The sequence below is a fragment of the Deinococcus taeanensis genome, assembly GCF_020229735.1.
In the GTDB taxonomy this organism is placed as follows: Bacteria; Deinococcota; Deinococci; order Deinococcales; family Deinococcaceae; genus Deinococcus; species Deinococcus taeanensis.
The window spans coordinates 129,516-145,110 of the sequence record NZ_CP083457.1; the positions used below are offsets into that span (position 1 = coordinate 129,516).

The window sequence follows — 15,595 nt, forward strand, 5'->3', positions numbered from 1 at the left end:
CGCGTGGATCTCTCTGAGGACGCGCCAGAGGTCGCGGGTCACCGGAGTGGCCGCCCGAAAACGCTCTTGCAGACCGTCCACAGGTTCATGACCCCTGCAGCCTAAACCCACGGTCCGGGCTGCCGGTGGATTCGGAGGGTGGGGGTAATGCACACTCAGGAATGGCGATCAAAACCTTTACCCGTGGCGAGCCGTCCACCCAGCCTGTATGGAGTCGCGCGGCAAGGTGACCGGGAAGCAGATTGTCATCGTTGGCGCTGGAATTGGCGGGCTGACAGCGGCTATCGCCCTGAAACAGAACGGTCATGACGTTCGAGTTGTCGAACGCAACGACCGCGTTGACAGTCCTGCTGGGGCGCTGACGATCTGGCCGAACGCCTTGAGTGCCCTTGCTCACCTGAACCTGGCTGAGTCGGTCATGCAGCTCGGTCTTTCGCTACGGTCCTTGACCGTTTGCACTTCCGCTGGTCGCGTTCTGAGTCGTTGTGATTTAGAAGTCGCTACCCGTGCTCATGGATATCCACTGATCGGTGTGCTGCGGACACGGTTGCAACGCCTGCTGCTCGACGCGCTTGGGGCAGAGCACCTTCACCTGGGTACCCCGTGCGAGGGGTTCGAGCAAAACGGGCGTGCAGTCCGCTTGAACCTGACGGACGGCCGTAGCTGGAATGCTGAAGCCCTGATCGTCGCTGACGGCACCGGCTCCAGGCTGCGGGCCGCCATCGCCCCCCGCGCGACCCTGCGTTACGCCGGCTACAGCGTCTATCAGGGTGTCAGCACCACGCGCGGGGCACCCACACGAGAGCCTGGCTTCCGGGAGTATTGGGGAGGCGCGCTGCGCTTCGCGTGGATGGCGCTACCGGACGGGGAGACATTGTGGGGGGTGTACCGGAATGCGCCGCCGCGCGAGCAGGACCATCCCGCGGTACGGCTCTCTGATCTCGGCACAGCGTTTCGGGGATGGAGCGATGAGGTGCACGAGCTCATGCATGCCACCCGAGGGCCGGTGGTGCGGAAGGACGCCCTGACGCTCACGGGCGTCGATCGCTGGGTCCACGGACGGGTGGCCCTGCTGGGCGACGCGGCGCACGTCATGACCCCCAACCTCGGACAAGGCGCCTGTCAAGCCATCGAGGACGCGGTCACGCTGAAGGCGTGCCTCGCTCCAGACGTTCCGGTGGTGGCTGGATTGCGCGCCTATGAAAAGATGCGGCGGACCCGGGCGGCGCGAGTGAGTGCCAGTGCTGAGCAGTATGGACGTATGCTGCAGTTCACCCCGGCCTGGCTTCAGGGCGCGCGGAACACCGCGGCTCGCATGACGCCTGCGTGGCTGCAGGTCCGGCAGCTGGCGTGGCTGATGCACTTCCCGGATTGACCCTGAACGGGTTGCGCACCTGCCGAACTGTTGGCCCACACTGGCCCCTGGCGGTCTGTGCTTCTTGATGACGGCGGAGATCTCAGTGGATGAGCTTGCCGCTTCCACCACTCTCCGCCGACCTCACACGCTCCGCACAGGGTGCTGTGACGTGGATGGACGCAAGGAGTTGGCAGGAAACGATCGGTGACCCAGCCGTGGGCAGGGAAAGAGAAGCAGGGACCAAGCCCGTCCGCCTTCAGGGCCAGAAACAGGCGGGAGTCGTCACGCCGACGCGCAGCGACGTCAGTCAGTCCAGAGCCTGAACCTTTCTTCCTTTAACGCCGCGCTGTGCAGGTGCACATACTCGGGTCAGTAGCCCCGCAGCGTCAAGTCACCGGGGGCGTGTGCACATGGCGCCTCAACCGCCTGGAAGGCTTTGAGTGATTGCCACCGCCACGCCCTCGGACGCGACCGATGGGCTGCGTTGCAGCTGCCGGCAGAACGCGGATTCGGTGGTCGTCCCCACCTGCGTCCCTGGTCGTCCTTCCCGCGTCTCAACGCAACGACTGACCACAGCTTCCCCTGCGGTGGCGGCCCTGCCCGGTGCGCGTGGTCCTGGAACGTGCCGCGCGGCACGCCAGTGCCGCCGTCCGCTTACAGCGTCACGTGATAGGTCACCACGACTGGCACCAGAAACAGCGCGCCCATGATGAACGAAAGTGCCAGGTTGTGCTCCTGGCGCATCTCCCGCCGGATGTAGGTCAGGACGCCCTCCTGCCGGCGCCGGGCCAGCGTGCCGAACACCACTAGCACCCCCAGCCCGAACAGCAGGAGGCTGATCAGCACCGCCAGGGCCAGCCAGGAAAAGGCGTCCGACCAGCTGCCGTCCCCGCCGGGCGTAGGGTTGGCGATGGTGCGGCTGAGCAGCAGACTCACCCCCAGTGACACCCAGAAGAACACCGCGCCAATGGCCGCCGTCTGGTGCTCCTCAATTTCTGTGGTGAGGTCACGCAGATGCACACCCAGGACTGCCCGGATAAACAGCAGGCTGAGCAGCACGCTCGGGAGCCAGACCGCGAGATTCCAACCCAGTTCGGTCAGAAGAGTGGAGATCACGTCTGTGAATGCCATGTCGTTTCCATTCTGACAGGGAGAAAGGGCCAGCGAGTCATCCTCACGAGATCTGGCCACGTACCGTCAGTAAAGTCAGCGGAGCGCCGCAGGGGGAGCCTGAGACTCAAGGCTGCCCTGCGGCGCCGTGTCTTACCAGCCACTTCAACACAGCGCTCGCTTCCAATGGGGATACGCCTGACCGCACGGCCCGGCGAAGGGCGGCATCCAGCGTCAGCAGGCTTCCGGCAATCGTCCCGTGCTCCAGCGTCAGCCCCGTCAGCCGTTCCTGATTCATCAGCAGTGATGGAGGACACACCTCGGCCGCCCAGAGGGGCAAGAGGAGGAATCAAAGTCAGCCGGGTGGCCAAGTCACTGCTGAACGTGTCGCTGGGCGCAACCCGGACTGTGATCATGAGTGCGCTGCTGGGCGACTTGAGCGGCACTGGATTCAGCGGCACGGGCTGGGCCAGTCTGAGGGTGTGCCTCAGCACCCAGCAGGGGCAGACCAGTCTGACCTTCACGGGCCGATAATCTTCACCGCAGCGGTGTGGCTGAGCAACGGCGAGCTGGGCATCTTCTACGAGGCAACTGGGAGCACGCTGATTCACTTCAGCCCGAACCGGAGCGCCGCTTTACGCCAAGACACCTGCCCACATGCGGGCGCACAGGAAGATCCTCAGCGCACGGCGCAGCTGAGGCGAATTTTTTCAGCGGGGTACGGCGGTCCTGTTCAGGTGATTCAGACGGGTCACCTGCGAATCAAGGTGGTGGTCGGTGACCTGCTGAAGGACGTGGCCGCGCTCATGCGAATCTGGAGGCGGGCAGCACGACTGACCCGGTTGTGGTGCTCCTGACGACCCCGACGGTCTCCCTCGACCCTTCCGCAGAACGCGGCATGAGCGTCGCCAGGGTTCGCCAGAACGAGTCAGCGCGATGAAGCGGCAGATCCTGGCGGTGATTCGGCCGAGCCGGGGAACGTTCTTGGGGTGAAGGAGTGATGGAGGGTCAGGGGGTTCCCCTCATGGCACAGTGATGGTATGCCACGCACCCGCCCTTTCCGTCTGAGGAGCGCACGATGAGCGCCACGTTCGAACTCTCCCCGGAGAATCTGCGCGCTGCGCTGGACCGGTTGAACCTGCCTGTGGATGAGACAAACCTGGTTCGGGCAGGGGAGGTGAGTCTGGCGGAATATGAGCGCATCACGAGTGCGGCGCTGTCCGGCGCGGATCCGGCGGATCGGATGAAAAGCGCTATGGATGAACTGGTTGCGGTGCTCAGTGAGACGCTGGGCGCGGGTGGCTGAAGCGCGGAAGGGTCCGGCGGATTCAGGCCGGATCAACGTTCACTTCGGCGGCTCGGAGGTCACTTAAGCCACTGTCGACTGGTGCGGGAACAGTATGTTTGGCGAGTTGCTCTAGGGCTCGCCTGCAGGCCCTCTGGCACGGCTTTTATTGTTTTATGTAAGCCTGGAGCAGCCTCTTTTTCCTGACGTGACGCGTTGCTCTGAGCCACTTTTCAAGTTGCCGGCGCTCTTCTGGGCACACTCAGAATGCAATTAAGACGCCGCGATCCACAGGCAAGGCAGTATCGTTCTTAACCTCTCCGCAGGCATCGGGGTTGTGCGGCGCCTCGCGCAGGTCCGCCTCCAGAGCCGAACAGAGGCCAGGACAGAACACCACAGAATTTGAACCCGTTCCAAGGTGCAGGCGACGTGCTGCTTCACGGAAGCCTGTCCACGGCCGCTCGGCGCCCCACACGGACTGGGCTTCAAGCTGGCGGGCCGCGGGGTCAACGGTATCTGTTCACCCTGCGCCCTGGCCCCCTCGGCGGAACTGAACAGCACAACACTTACGGTTGGGGACCGTGACGTCCTCAATCCCACCCACTGCGGGCCCACCGCTCTCGCCACGCCGCGTCAAGGGCGAGTTCCACGGCTGCTCCTTGCGCGAGAACGTAACAGCAGGTGGAGCCCCGCCGCTGCGGCCGGACCAGTTCGTTTTTGACCAGCAGATCGGGGATGCGTTGCACCACCGGCCCAGCGGTGCAGTGGCCAGCCGCCGTGAGGCGGAGGATGATCTCCGGCAGACGTTGGGGCGTCATAGAGAGACTGGGCAGCACTTGACTGACCGGAAACCGGGGGATGGTCGTTCTCCCTGCGCGGCGTGTATAGGTGATAACGGTGCTCGTGGCAGAGGCCTGAATGGCCTGAGGCACAACCTGAAGATCGGGTATCGGCACGTGTCTCCCGGTCATGACTGAACTCCTGTCCAGCGGGGCCTGGGCTTTCCTTCGCAGCTTGCCAGCAAAGGCAGCTGCCCGCTGGGTTCGGAGAAACGGCGAAGGTCAGCGGGGAAGTGTGAACTTCGTTCTAAATTAGACCGTCGAAACCGAGGAGCGTGCAGTGGGACTAACCACCGGTGACTGTGAGTATGGGTAAACCGTGTGCGCCGGCCTCTGGTTCTAGTGCTGAGACGAGCGCGCGAACAACGCCTGGACGTCTGTTGGCCGTCCAGGTGAAGAGGGAGCGGGTTAACGGCGCTGGGGACCCTGAGGCGCTGCACCCCGAGCGGTGGCGCTCAGGTCGACGATGATCTGCTCGCCATTGCGCTCAACCACGGCAAATATGGCGGTCTTCGCGACCTGCGTGATCTCTGCCTGCGCATTCGCATCGTTTCCGGTCACCTTGACGGTCTGCGTCGCCTTGCCTCCCTTGAGTGGGTCAGCCGCGTAGAAGGTGACGCTGCTGGCGCCGCGCAAGGCTCCCCCCAGCACGTCGCTGTCCCGTCCAGGGTGGCGCGGCGTCGCAGTCACCACGCGGGCTGGTGGCGCCGGTCTGGCCGCTCCGCTGCCCAGCGGCCATGCTCCCGGGGGTTCCGCACTGACTCTCCGGGGCATTGGTCTGCTCCTGGCGACCGCCACGCCGCGCGTCAGGACCCGCCGCCTGCCCAGGCGCGCCGCGGTCCGGGGCCTGAGCCTGAGCAGGTTTCAGGTTGACGACCTGTTTTCCGAACGGGGTGGTGATCAGGGCGTCGGTGGGGCCCTGGGGAGCGTTCTGGAACAGGGGCGCGCCGCGCTGGGCGGTGACCGTCGTGGACTTGATCAACAGCCCGCCGGTCAGCGGGTTGCCGGTGTCGTAGGCCTCTTGCAGTGTCTGATGCTGGCTGCCGCGCTGCTGGGTGTAGTTTGGAGTCTGGCGCTGGGCCGCCGTGTTGGTTGGAGCGGCGAAGGCAGTGCCCGTCACGAAGGTCAGGGCGGTCAGGACGGTCACGATTCTGTGGTTGCGCATGAAAGACCCCTTGGGGTTGAGGGGTGGGCTGGACTGCGTGCTCACCTGCCCTGGCGTACCGGAGGGGCATGTTCAGCACCCGGGGACGGGGAGACGTTGTGAGGAAGTTGTCTACATGCCGCCGCAGCGGAATCGGAGGGCCTGGACCGGCGGCCTGAACCAGAGGCTGATGGGGCCCTGCCACGCTGACCCGTCTGTTACGAAGCAGACGCGGACATGGGCGCAACGGCACACAAGGGCCTCTCCCTGCCGGTCTTTGTCGCTCAGGAGCTCACCACACCTCGGGTGGAACCTGAACGTGAATAACGAGCTCGACCCACGGTCTTAAGGCCCTTCAATCTGGGTTTGCTGGGGTTGTTCAGCGTGGAGAAGGTGCGCGAGGACTTCGGTGCGAAGCCACTGGTTGAACTGCACAGGTTCCTCAAAGAACGGATCATGCCCTGAACCCTCAAACCACATCAGTCGTACCTGAGGTGCCTTCAATTGCTTGACGTACGCCTGGAGTTCGCTTCCGCCAATCACCTGATCATGCCGCCCCTGCGCAAACCAGAGTGGCACCGCGAAGACCCGGAGGCTGTTCAGGTTGACGGCCGCGAACTCAGGCCACAGCGCACGGCTGCTCCGGAGGCTGCCCTGAAGATGCAGCCAGAGATCCCAGGCATTGAATTCCGGTGTGCGCAGGGCCTCCCGGAGCAGGACCGTGGCGCGCAGTGGTGCGTGCAGATCACCGCCGAGCAGGCTGAGCCACGTTCGTTGCGTCATCACTGCGCGCACACCGTAGGGTGGTGCGCCGATGCGCGTGAGCGCACGGAGGGCGGCGCGGTGCCTGCGCCGCTGAGCCTCCTGCATGACCCAGGCATACGACCGCGCTTCACTCCGCGGCATGTCAGTCACCTGCCCCACGCCGACGTAGCCCAGAAGCTGTTCCGGATGAGCTGCCGCATAGTGCAGGCCCAGCACGGAGCCCCAGGAGTGAGCCACCAGAAGAACACCCTGTCCAGGGAAGCGCGTCCGCAGCCACACGATGACCTCGTGGAGGTCCTGCACAGCGTGGGCGACGCTGACGGCAGGCTGACCACGCGTCCGGCCCGCACCCCGCTGATCCCAGGTGACGACCGTGAAGTCCTCCTCAAGTGCGGCATTGAACCGGCGGAACCAGGCGTTGCTCAGCGAGGCGCCTGGGCCGCCGTGGACGAACAGCAGCAGGGGGGTGCCTGGACGGGCCCCGCGGATCACCAACCGCTGCGGGCGCCCTCCAATGCGCGCGAAGCACACGGAGGCCACGCTCCCTGCGCGGTGGTGGCCGCGTTGGTCGGCAAAGGGCAGGGGAGAGGGGGCCCGGGTCAGATTGACCACAGCGCGCCAGAGGCCGGTCAACACGGGCTTGAAGGAAGCCATGGGTTCAGCATGCGCCGGACCGTCCACACCTCAAAGGACAAACTGGCCCGCATCATGGAACTGGACCTGCATCAGTGGTGCGGTCCACGGAGGCACGGTGCTCACGTTCCCGAACGCCAGGTGCCCGCTGTCCAGACCACCGTTGGCGCCGGCGCAGTTCAACCCACGGGCGTCGTGCGCACTTGGACGTCTCGTTGAGCCGTGCGAAGGGTCTGCACCCAAACGGGTTCGCGCACCTGAGGCAGCGCGCCTCCCGAGGTCAGGCCATGATGGACGCCGTGGCTCCTCCTGTTTTCAACACCGTGCCCCGGGCGGGGTGGATTGCCGTCAGCGTGATAGCTGCCGCCGTGACCCTGCTGGTCGTCCTGAAACTGACCCTGCCACTGATGCCCTGGGACGCGCCCTATGCGCCCGCCCGGCTCTCAGATCAGACGCGGCTTGGCCAGGCCCTGGGCTTTCACGGCCCGGTCAAACGGCTGGTGACGGCCTACTTCGAAGCGGACGACAACGTCACCCACACCGACCCGGTCACCCCCCACGTCAGGGCCATGCTCGACGTCAACCCCGACGGCCAGCAGGCCACGCTCACCACCATCACCCCCTCCGGCACCACGCGGCGCACTGTCCGGACGCAGGGCAATTCGGTGGTTGTCCTGGACGGCACCAAGGTCTACGAGCGCTTCACATTCGACGGTCCCTGCCTCACCCGGCATGAGGACCTGCTCTTTCAGCTGACCGTGGAGCAGACCTGTGACGATCAGGGCCGCCCGGTCCACCGGCGTACGACGGACCGTCGTTTCGGCCGGCTGGGACAATGGGGCCAGACCATTCACTGGGGACCGAAGGGCCGGACCGCCACCGTCACCCCTGACGGTGAGCCGAGCACCGAGACCCGCCGCGTGGTGAACGAGCGCGGCCTGGTGCTGCGGCAGGTGTACAGCGGAGGTAAGCCGGAGCGCATCGACTATGTCTTCGACCGGCTTGGCAACTGGGTGTCGGCCCGGGACCCGCGTGATGCCTTTGGCCGGCAGCTGCCGTATGAGCTGTTCGGTGATGGCCGGCTGCTCTACAGGCGGTACCCGTTCATGACCCGCGCCATCGAATACCGGGAAGTGCCCCGGCGGGGCGACCGACCGTGAGGCCTTCTCCGGTGAGGTGACTCCACCCGGAGTTCATTCGATCTCAGCGCCCCTCCTCTGGTTTCCAGAGCCCCGGGGTCCAACGGTGTCTGCTGTCCTTAGTTGTTCACGCGCACTGCCGTGAAGGCATGAGGATGTCTGGAAAGAGTGGTGGATCTGAACTCAACCAGCTCTGGGCTGGTACCGATGTGGGCATTCAGGCGCGCCGCCTGGATGACGGCTAGTCGAAGAGGAGTGGGGAGCTGGCCGGGATTGACGCCGCCCATGGCGTGCGGTCCCAGGGTGCTCCGGCAGTCAGGGCCAGTGGGAAAGGACGGCTACGGTGGTGGTGGCAGGGCAAAGGCGCAGAGCGGTCCAGTGCATGTTCCTGAAGCCTGACAGGCAACCTCAGCGTGCCAGACCCCAGTTGACCGTTCCCCCGGTCGTGTAGGCCATCCAACTTATTTAGAACGACTTTGAACTGTTTTAGAATTCAATTCGAGGTATATCGAAATGAGTGAAGCGTCCCTTCCAGCCGCCCCTGACCCTCAGACACGCATGAACACCCAGTTCCACCAGATTGTGTCCAGCCTGCTGCTCAACGCCGAGCGTGATGTCCGCCTGGCCCGCGCTGACGGTGACCGCGCCCTGGCCGACAAGGCAAAGGCCCGCCTGGATACGCTCCGGGCCGCGCTGGAGATCTACGCGGCCTCATACCTTGTGGCGCACGGGGTCCGGCCCTGGCCGCGCCCTGCGCACCCATGAGTGCCGATCTGCATGCGCGGGCCGCCGTGTTCCGGGCACTGGCCCACCCGGCCCGGCTGACGCTGCTCCGCCTGACCTGGAATGGGCCGCTCAGCGGTGAGCACCTCGCACGCATGGTCGGCCTGGCCCCCGCCACGGTAAGTCACCACCTCGCGCAACTCACGGAAGCTGGCCTGATGAGCGTGCGGCAAGACGGTCATCAGCGGCTTTTCAGTACAGATCACGTTGCGCTGGACCTCAATGTGGCCGCGTTGGTTCAGGGCCACGCCGAGCTGCCCCACGCTGAGGACCCTTACCGCGAACGGGTGCTGCGGGCCTTCCTGCGCGGCGGGAAGCTCGTGCAAATTCCGGCCCAGCGGAAAAAGCGCGAGGTGGTCCTGCGCGAACTGGCAACGATCTTTGACCCTGGACGGTCCTACCTGGAAACGGAGGTCAACGCGCTGCTGGGGGAGTACCACGAGGACTTTTTTACCCTGCGCCGCGAACTGGTGGGCCTCGGGTTGCTCACGCGCGAACGCGGCGTCTACCAGCGCGCGCCGGCCGCGTTCCCCTGAAACCAGAAGCCTGGCCAGGCGCTGCGTGCTCATCCTCCAGCTCGCGGAGCCTGGAGGCCGTGAATGCGGCGCTCAGCGGGAGAGCAGGTGCGCGTCCCGTCTGGAAAGAACGGGCCCTGGCAAGAACGTCTGGCCACGCTGTGGCCGTTTCCTCCGCCGCGCCGCGGTATTGCGGTAATCAGCGTGGCGTCCTTGAGGGAAGACGCCGGGACGGCGTTCTCCAGCCTGCCCGCCCAGGCGGAGGATCAGGGTGCCGTGTGGGTCTGTAGTGGACTGGCAAGGGTCCTCCTCAGTACACCTCCCCGTTGCGGCGAAGGCAGACCGGATGACCGCTGTGGACCGCGAGGGCAGACTTGTCTTTGACCGCAGCCCGGCGAACTCGCTGTACCGGCGTGACCGCCGCGCGATCAGGGTAGATCCCTGGAGGAAGCCAGCAGCGATGGTGACGTCGGTCCGAACCGTGTCTGGCAGGAAGGGGCTGGTGTGGGCGCGAGTAATTGGTGAGTCCACCGGGGGAGTGATGAATACGGCGGTCAGGAAGGTGATGGGCCGGAAAATCCGAACGTTCAGGTCAACCCCCGGCATGCTCCAGAGGGCGGGTGGGCGCAAATGCCGGACCAGCTGCAACCACATCCGGTCATGACCAGCGCGCCTGAGGACTTCCGATCTGGGAACAACAGAGCTGTAGCGTCCCTACGGCGCATAGGGCGCCGGTCAGCATATGTGGCGCCCAGACGAAGGAAGGTCTGCTGACGCCAGGAGCCCAGCCAAGGCCGCGACCTGCCGCGCGGCCGCCTCGGGTTCCAGGCTGGTGGTGTCCAGAACAGGCACGTCAGCAGGGGCCGTGAAGGTTCCGCGGGTGTCTAGCAACGATGCCAGCAGGGCCGGATTTTTCAGTTTTAGTCTGTCCTGCCGCTCGGGACGGTTGATGCGGCGGGCGAGTTCTTCTCGCTGGCAGGTCAGCACGACGGGCGTGAACACGGCGCCGCGTGCCTTTGCCAAGGCAGCCAGGCTGCCGAAGGTCTCCTGCTCTCTGGCTTCTGCCGTCAGATAATGGGTGAAGATATGACTGACCTGCGCGGGCGCCAGTTCAGCGGCCTGCAGAACCGCCAGCCGGACCTGTTCGCGCAAGGGGCTCAGCCCGGCGGGTAACTCGTGATGCCCGGTCACGCCGCACGCCCGGAAAATCGGATCACTCCAGAGGTGATTGTCCAGCAGTACCGCCCCGGTTTGCCGTTCCAGCAGTTGCCCAATCGTGCGTTTGCCGCTGGCCGGTGGGCCGATCAGATAAAAGAGGTGAGGCATGGCCGGCAGCATACGGGGGGGGGACGCCAGGAACATGCGCGCAATGGCGCATAGGCAGTCATGTCTCCTGGAATGCCCCTCCAGTGGGATGGCCACGGTGGCTGGCTCGACTGTTCGTTGGTCAACCAAGCAGCGGGACCCGCCGGGCCGTGAACGGGCATGGCCTGGCGCTGCAGGTATCCAGCCAGCGCAGGGACGCCACTCAACCTCAATGGCGTCTCCGACCGGCTCGGCCGCTGGGTGTCGGCCCGGGACCCGCGTGATGCCTTTGGCCGGCTGCTCTCCAAGCGGTACCCGTTCATGACCCGCGCCATCAGATACTGCTGACTGCCCTGGCGGGATGATCCTCACCTCTGAACGGGAGGCCCCCAGACGTGCGTTTGGGGGCCTTCCCCGGCGCCATGGCTCCGTCCCGACAGAGGTCATGCGGCCTCATTCTAGATCAACGGCTCCGCCCGCCCCCTGCCACTCGTGATCGGCAGTGACCGTTCCGGTTATGCCTGCAACCCCAGACGAGCACTCACGTCAGCGCGGTCCACCGCGCCTCCAGCGATCGCGCCCTCGATGACCCCGTGCTCGTCCGTGATCACCAGGGTTGGGAAGCTGAAGACCCGGTAGCGCCGGCCAATCTCACGCGTTTGGTCCAGCAGCAGCTGACCGCCATAGACGGCTTCTGGAAGCTCGCCGCGCCTGAAATCAATCACGCGCAGATCCAGGTTGTTCGCGGCGGCGAGTTGCCCGATGTACATCTCCACGGTGCCGCAAGCGACGCACTGCTCTGCTTTGAAATACAGCAGAGTTCTTCGGGTCAGCCGGAGTTGTTTGCAGGGCGTCACCTGGTCACCTCGTCGAGGAAGGCGGGCCGCGAGGCGCTTTTCGATGAACTGACCCAGCCACTGAGGGACTTTGATCTGCATGACGGTCCTCCGGTCTTCACCTTAAGCGCCGCAGTCCAGATGGGCTGCCACGGTTGCCGCTGGGCGGAGCCCAGCATGGGGTTGGGTCACTCTGCCACGGACGTGAAGTGGGTGCGGGGCGCGGCCCCGCGCCTCTGGATGAAGGCCCGGTCACCGCAGAGGCGATCTCGACGGCGCAGAAGCTGAAGCTGGAATCGCTGAGACTGGCGGGCAGTTGTTCGTTGAGGCCGGCCTCTTCCGGCGCCCAGCGGGTCAGGGCCCGGTCCTGGTCCGGCTCGCCGCCCTGAAGGCACCTGCTTCTGCCGGGCTCGGGGAGTGCCGCGGCGCGGGTCCCGCCGGCGTTCCTGCCGGAGTCCACTTCTTTGCTCGACCCATGACGTGTCGACGTCTTGCCCTGAGGGCCGGGCATGCTACGTTGCCTGACGGGCCGCGGCCGGGTCACTCGGGTGCCGCCGCTGGTTCGTCGGCGCCGGGTCGTGGCCGGCCGGGCGGCACGGTCACCTTCCACCGTGGCTGGGGGCCTGCTCCGCCCCAAGGAGATCAACATGCATGACCATCCTGAGGCGCCCTTGAGTCCAGAGCACCTGGACGCGGGCACGCTGGAATTTCTGCAAGCGGTGTTTGACGCGGCCCGGGCAGACGACGCGGCCCGGTTGGCTCCGCTGCTGCAGCGGGGATTGCCGCCGAATCTGCGCAACCAGAAAGGCGACAGCCTGCTCATGCTGGCGAGCTATCACGGCCACCTCAGGACTGCCCGGCTCCTGCTGGAGCACGGCGCGGACCCCGAGCTGCGGAACGACCAGGGCCAAACCCCTCTGCTGGGGGCCGCGTATCAAGGAGACCTGTCCATGGTGAGGCTGCTGCTGGCGCACCACGCGGACGTGGAGAGCCCCAGCCCGGATGGCAGGACGGCGCTGATGATGGCGGCCATGTTCGGCCGCGCGGAGATCATTGAGGTGCTGCTCGCCCACGGCGCACATCTTGGTGCGCGGGATGCCCGGGGCATGAGCGTGGCGGACGCTGCGCGCCTGATGGGTGCCCATGACACCGCCGCTGAGCTCGAAGCGCGGATGCTGAGGGGCCGGGCAACGACCGCGCCGGGTGAGAACCCCTGATCAACGCGCTGGCGCGGCGTGATATCAATCGGGCAACAGTCCAGGCGGTCCACGCGCCCCTCGGAGCGTCGCCGACGGGCCCGGCTGAACCACGTCAGGCTCCGTTCTGCGACCTCTGCATGCCACTCCAGCCATTCATCTGACTTGCGGTCCCGGCGCCCGGGTCCGCCCCTGAACGCCACGCAGGTGGGATCGGTCAAGCGCCGCTCCCCGGTCAGCCGCTGACGCCCGGACGCTGTGGTCAGGTGACGGGGGATCTCCTGACCGCTCCCTGCGCCGTTCATGGCGGGGCGCCCCTGGGTGTTCACTCTGGACTCCGTGCTTTGCGAACGCCTGTCAGGTCATCCTGACGGCGAGAGCGCGCGGGCCCCACGGAGATAACCATGGAGCTGCGAGCGGTACACCCACCGCCAGAACCTGGGAACGCCGGTGCCGCTGCGTTCTTCTAGGTCCACCCGGCCGCGCGGATGAGCGAGCAGCCGCCCGAGACGGCTGGTCACCGGCGCAGGCAACAACTCCAGGCGCCGCAGGTGCTTGATGTTCTTGTAACCGTACAGCTGAGGCGCAATCAAGCGCAGGGGTGCCCCGTGGGCCGGCGTCAGCGGGGTGCCGTTCATGTGATCGGCCAGGAGGACGTCGGGACGGAGCAGTTCGTCGAGAGGAACGCACGCCTGGTAACCGTCGTGGGCGCTGACCATCACGTGCGTGACGTCCGGCTGCGCGAGGTCCGCCAGACACGCCGCCCACACCTCCGCAAACCGCCAGCCCTCCCAGTGCACTCGCGGCGCGGTCCAGGTGGTGACGCAGTGGAAGTCACGAATGATGGCCGTGCGCGGGAGGTGGGCCAGGAGCGAGGAGGTCCGGACCGCCGGGCAGGTCACGTGACCGTACACCCCAATCGCGGAGTCCGGGGCGGGGTGCACCTGGCGGCCTAGGTAGCGCGGGAGGCCAAACCGGGGCATGGGTCCAGACAGAAGCACCTGGCCAGGCGCGGGGAAGTCAGTGGTCATGGTCTCTCCAGGGAACAAGGCAGTTCAGGCGGGCCGGGTGTGCAGATGGCCGGACGCAGTGGGGCCAGGATGAACTGTACCTGCCAGCACCGGCGCGGGACAGGGACGTTTGGTGCCCCTGGCACTCAAGTGGATGCGTTGCCCAGTGCGTTGCCTCGCCATCCCGGTGAGCAAGGAAGTGAGCGCGCCGGTGGCCTGCTCAGCGCTACACCCACTGGAGTGCATGCCGCGCGGCCGGAAAGTGATGACAGCGCAACACCTGAGCCGCTCGATGATGGGGGACGGAATCGGGTTGTGTAAGGCCGCGCTGGGGCCTGCGCCGGCACCTCTGCCCTGCACCGTCACATCAGGCAGGCCGCGCCTGCCCATTCAGGCTTCTGTGAGAGCCCGTTCCTTATGATGTTGCGATGCCGCTTCATGACCCCGCCAGTCCTTCTCACCTCATGAACCCCAGTCCGGGGGCGTGCGACTGCCAGGTCGTGGCGCCGCTGAACCTGCGTGACATGACGGCCCTGTCGGTCCGCGCCTCTTCCACGCACCTTCAGCGGAAACTGACGGTTCTCCTGGCGGCGCATGACGTGCCGGTCGTCATGCAGGACGGCAGCGTGCAGGTCCGCCGGGAGGATTTTCAGTCCCTCGAAGCGGTTCTGGGCAGCTTCTCCCGCACGGAGCGCACGGATCTGCTCGCGGCGCCCTGGTTCGGGCCGCAATTGGACGCGTGGCAGATGGCCCCCCTGGAGCAGTGGACGCAGCGCCTCGCCACGACCTGGTTTGAGAGCGCCAGCGAGCACCTCAAGTTTCAGCTTCAGCCCATCGTGGCGCTGAGCAGCGGCCAAGTGTACGGGTATGAGGCGCTGGTGCGCGCCGAGCATGACGGCGCACTGATCGGCGCGTGGCCGCTGCTGCAAGCGGCCGCCGCGCACGGTCAGGCGCGCGCCTTCGACGCGCACGCCCGCACAACCGCCATCCGGCAGGCGTACCCGCAGCTCGGGGCAGACCAGCAGCTATTTCTCAACTTCGCCCCGGGCGTGGTGTACAACCCGGACATCTGCCTTCAGACGACGTTCGCCACCTGCCGGGAGGTGGGCGCCGACTTCTCGCGGCTGGTGTTTGAAGTGACGGAAAGTGAGGCGTTCCCGGACCTCACACTGCTGCGCTCGATTCTGGACCGCTACCGGCAGGAGGGCGCTCAGGTGGCGCTGGACGACCTGGGAGCCGGCCATACCAGCCTGAGTTACCTTGCGGAGCTGAAACCCGACATTGTGAAACTAGACCGGGCGCTGGTCAGCGGCCTGCATGGTGATGACCGCCGCCTTCCGCTGGTCACGGCCCTCATCGGGTACGCACACGACCTGGGCGTCCGCGTGGTCGCGGAGGGCATCGAAACGGCCGGTGAACTGACGCAGATTATGGCGCTGGGCGCTGACTACGCGCAGGGATACTTCCTGGGCCGCCCAGGCCCGGGCGCCGCGCAGGTGCTCCCGGACGCTGCGGCCTTCTGGTAACTGAAGTGTTTCCAGTCCTGACCTGCGGGGGTCCCATTTTCATTCCGTGCCGCAGGGCGGCGGTCCCATTCGGCGCCGACGAGTGCGCCGCTCCTGTTTCCCGTTCGCCCGCTGCGCGCCTTGGGACGTCATACATGCCGCTTCATCAGGCC

At 66.0% G+C, this 15,595-nt stretch carries 16 protein-coding genes; 8 read left to right on the forward strand and 8 right to left on the reverse strand.

What is annotated here, in order from left to right; genetic code table 11:
- Window positions 1–208: 208 nt before the first annotated feature.
- The gene (locus tag LAJ19_RS16325) at window positions 209–1,375 is read left to right on the forward strand and encodes an FAD-dependent oxidoreductase (protein ID WP_225523920.1); all 1,167 of its coding nucleotides are present in this window, start codon (window positions 209–211) and stop codon (window positions 1,373–1,375) included.
- A 636-nt stretch (window positions 1,376–2,011) separates the two neighbouring features.
- Here LAJ19_RS16325 and LAJ19_RS16330 read toward each other — a convergent pair.
- The gene (locus tag LAJ19_RS16330) at window positions 2,012–2,488 is read right to left on the reverse strand and encodes a hypothetical protein (protein WP_225523921.1); all 477 of its coding nucleotides are present in this window, start codon (window positions 2,486–2,488) and stop codon (window positions 2,012–2,014) included.
- Between the two features lie 342 nt (window positions 2,489–2,830).
- Between LAJ19_RS16330 and LAJ19_RS16335 the strand changes: the two genes are divergently transcribed.
- Entirely contained in the window at window positions 2,831–3,001 is a 171-nt protein-coding gene (locus LAJ19_RS16335; RefSeq protein ID WP_225523922.1) for a hypothetical protein, read from the forward strand.
- 544 nt (window positions 3,002–3,545) lie between these two features.
- Complete coding sequence (locus LAJ19_RS16340) at window positions 3,546–3,773, forward strand: hypothetical protein (protein ID WP_225523923.1); 228 nt, start codon at window positions 3,546–3,548, stop codon at window positions 3,771–3,773.
- A gap of 569 nt (window positions 3,774–4,342) precedes the next feature.
- Here the strand turns inward: LAJ19_RS16340 and LAJ19_RS16345 are convergent.
- The 4 genes from LAJ19_RS16345 to LAJ19_RS16360 form a co-directional block, all read right to left on the reverse strand.
- Window positions 4,343–4,570 carry a hypothetical protein gene (locus LAJ19_RS16345; protein ID WP_225523924.1) on the reverse strand — a complete coding sequence of 76 codons (228 nt, stop codon included), beginning with the start codon at window positions 4,568–4,570 and terminating at the stop codon, window positions 4,343–4,345.
- Between the two features lie 429 nt (window positions 4,571–4,999).
- Entirely contained in the window at window positions 5,000–5,227 is a 228-nt protein-coding gene (locus LAJ19_RS16350) for a hypothetical protein (RefSeq protein WP_225523925.1), read from the reverse strand.
- Window positions 5,190–5,756: a hypothetical protein gene (locus tag LAJ19_RS16355; RefSeq protein ID WP_225523926.1), complete on the reverse strand. Its 567-nt coding sequence runs from the start codon at window positions 5,754–5,756 to the stop codon at window positions 5,190–5,192. The genes LAJ19_RS16350 and LAJ19_RS16355 overlap by 38 nt, the downstream gene beginning before the upstream one ends.
- 324 nt (window positions 5,757–6,080) lie before the next feature.
- Window positions 6,081–7,154, reverse strand: a complete 1,074-nt coding sequence (locus tag LAJ19_RS16360; RefSeq protein WP_225523927.1) for an alpha/beta fold hydrolase — start codon at window positions 7,152–7,154, stop codon at window positions 6,081–6,083.
- Between the two features lie 278 nt (window positions 7,155–7,432).
- On the opposite strand from LAJ19_RS16360, the gene LAJ19_RS16365 reads away from it, so the two are divergent.
- The 3 genes from LAJ19_RS16365 (at window position 7,433) to LAJ19_RS16375 (ending at window position 9,591) form a co-directional block, all read left to right on the forward strand.
- Window positions 7,433–8,293, forward strand: coding sequence for a hypothetical protein (locus tag LAJ19_RS16365; RefSeq protein ID WP_225523928.1), 861 nt, complete (start codon window positions 7,433–7,435; stop codon window positions 8,291–8,293).
- A 537-nt stretch (window positions 8,294–8,830) separates the two neighbouring features.
- On the forward strand, window positions 8,831–9,037 hold the full coding sequence (locus LAJ19_RS16370) for a hypothetical protein (RefSeq protein WP_225523929.1): 207 nt from the start codon (window positions 8,831–8,833) through the stop codon (window positions 9,035–9,037).
- Window positions 9,034–9,591 (forward strand): DUF2087 domain-containing protein, encoded by a 558-nt coding sequence (locus tag LAJ19_RS16375; protein WP_225523930.1) that lies wholly within the window; start codon window positions 9,034–9,036, stop codon window positions 9,589–9,591. The genes LAJ19_RS16370 and LAJ19_RS16375 overlap by 4 nt, the downstream gene beginning before the upstream one ends.
- Window positions 9,592–10,305: 714 nt before the next feature.
- On the opposite strand, the gene LAJ19_RS16380 is transcribed toward LAJ19_RS16375, so the two are convergent.
- Window positions 10,306–10,896, reverse strand: coding sequence for a P-loop nucleotide/nucleoside kinase family protein (locus tag LAJ19_RS16380; protein ID WP_225523931.1), 591 nt, complete (start codon window positions 10,894–10,896; stop codon window positions 10,306–10,308).
- A 494-nt stretch (window positions 10,897–11,390) separates the two neighbouring features.
- Window positions 11,391–11,813 (reverse strand): TlpA family protein disulfide reductase, encoded by a 423-nt coding sequence (locus tag LAJ19_RS16385; RefSeq protein WP_225523932.1) that lies wholly within the window; start codon window positions 11,811–11,813, stop codon window positions 11,391–11,393.
- Between the two features lie 545 nt (window positions 11,814–12,358).
- On the opposite strand from LAJ19_RS16385, the gene LAJ19_RS16390 reads away from it, so the two are divergent.
- Window positions 12,359–12,928, forward strand: coding sequence for an ankyrin repeat domain-containing protein (locus tag LAJ19_RS16390; RefSeq protein WP_225523933.1), 570 nt, complete (start codon window positions 12,359–12,361; stop codon window positions 12,926–12,928).
- Between the two features lie 341 nt (window positions 12,929–13,269).
- Here LAJ19_RS16390 and LAJ19_RS16395 read toward each other — a convergent pair whose 3' ends face one another.
- Window positions 13,270–13,938, reverse strand: a complete 669-nt coding sequence (locus LAJ19_RS16395) for a molybdopterin-dependent oxidoreductase (protein ID WP_225523934.1) — start codon at window positions 13,936–13,938, stop codon at window positions 13,270–13,272.
- Window positions 13,939–14,345: 407 nt separating this feature from the next.
- Between LAJ19_RS16395 and LAJ19_RS16400 the strand changes: the two genes are divergently transcribed.
- On the forward strand, window positions 14,346–15,443 hold the full coding sequence (locus tag LAJ19_RS16400; protein WP_225523935.1) for an EAL domain-containing protein: 1,098 nt from the start codon (window positions 14,346–14,348) through the stop codon (window positions 15,441–15,443).
- Window positions 15,444–15,595: the final 152 nt, after the last annotated feature.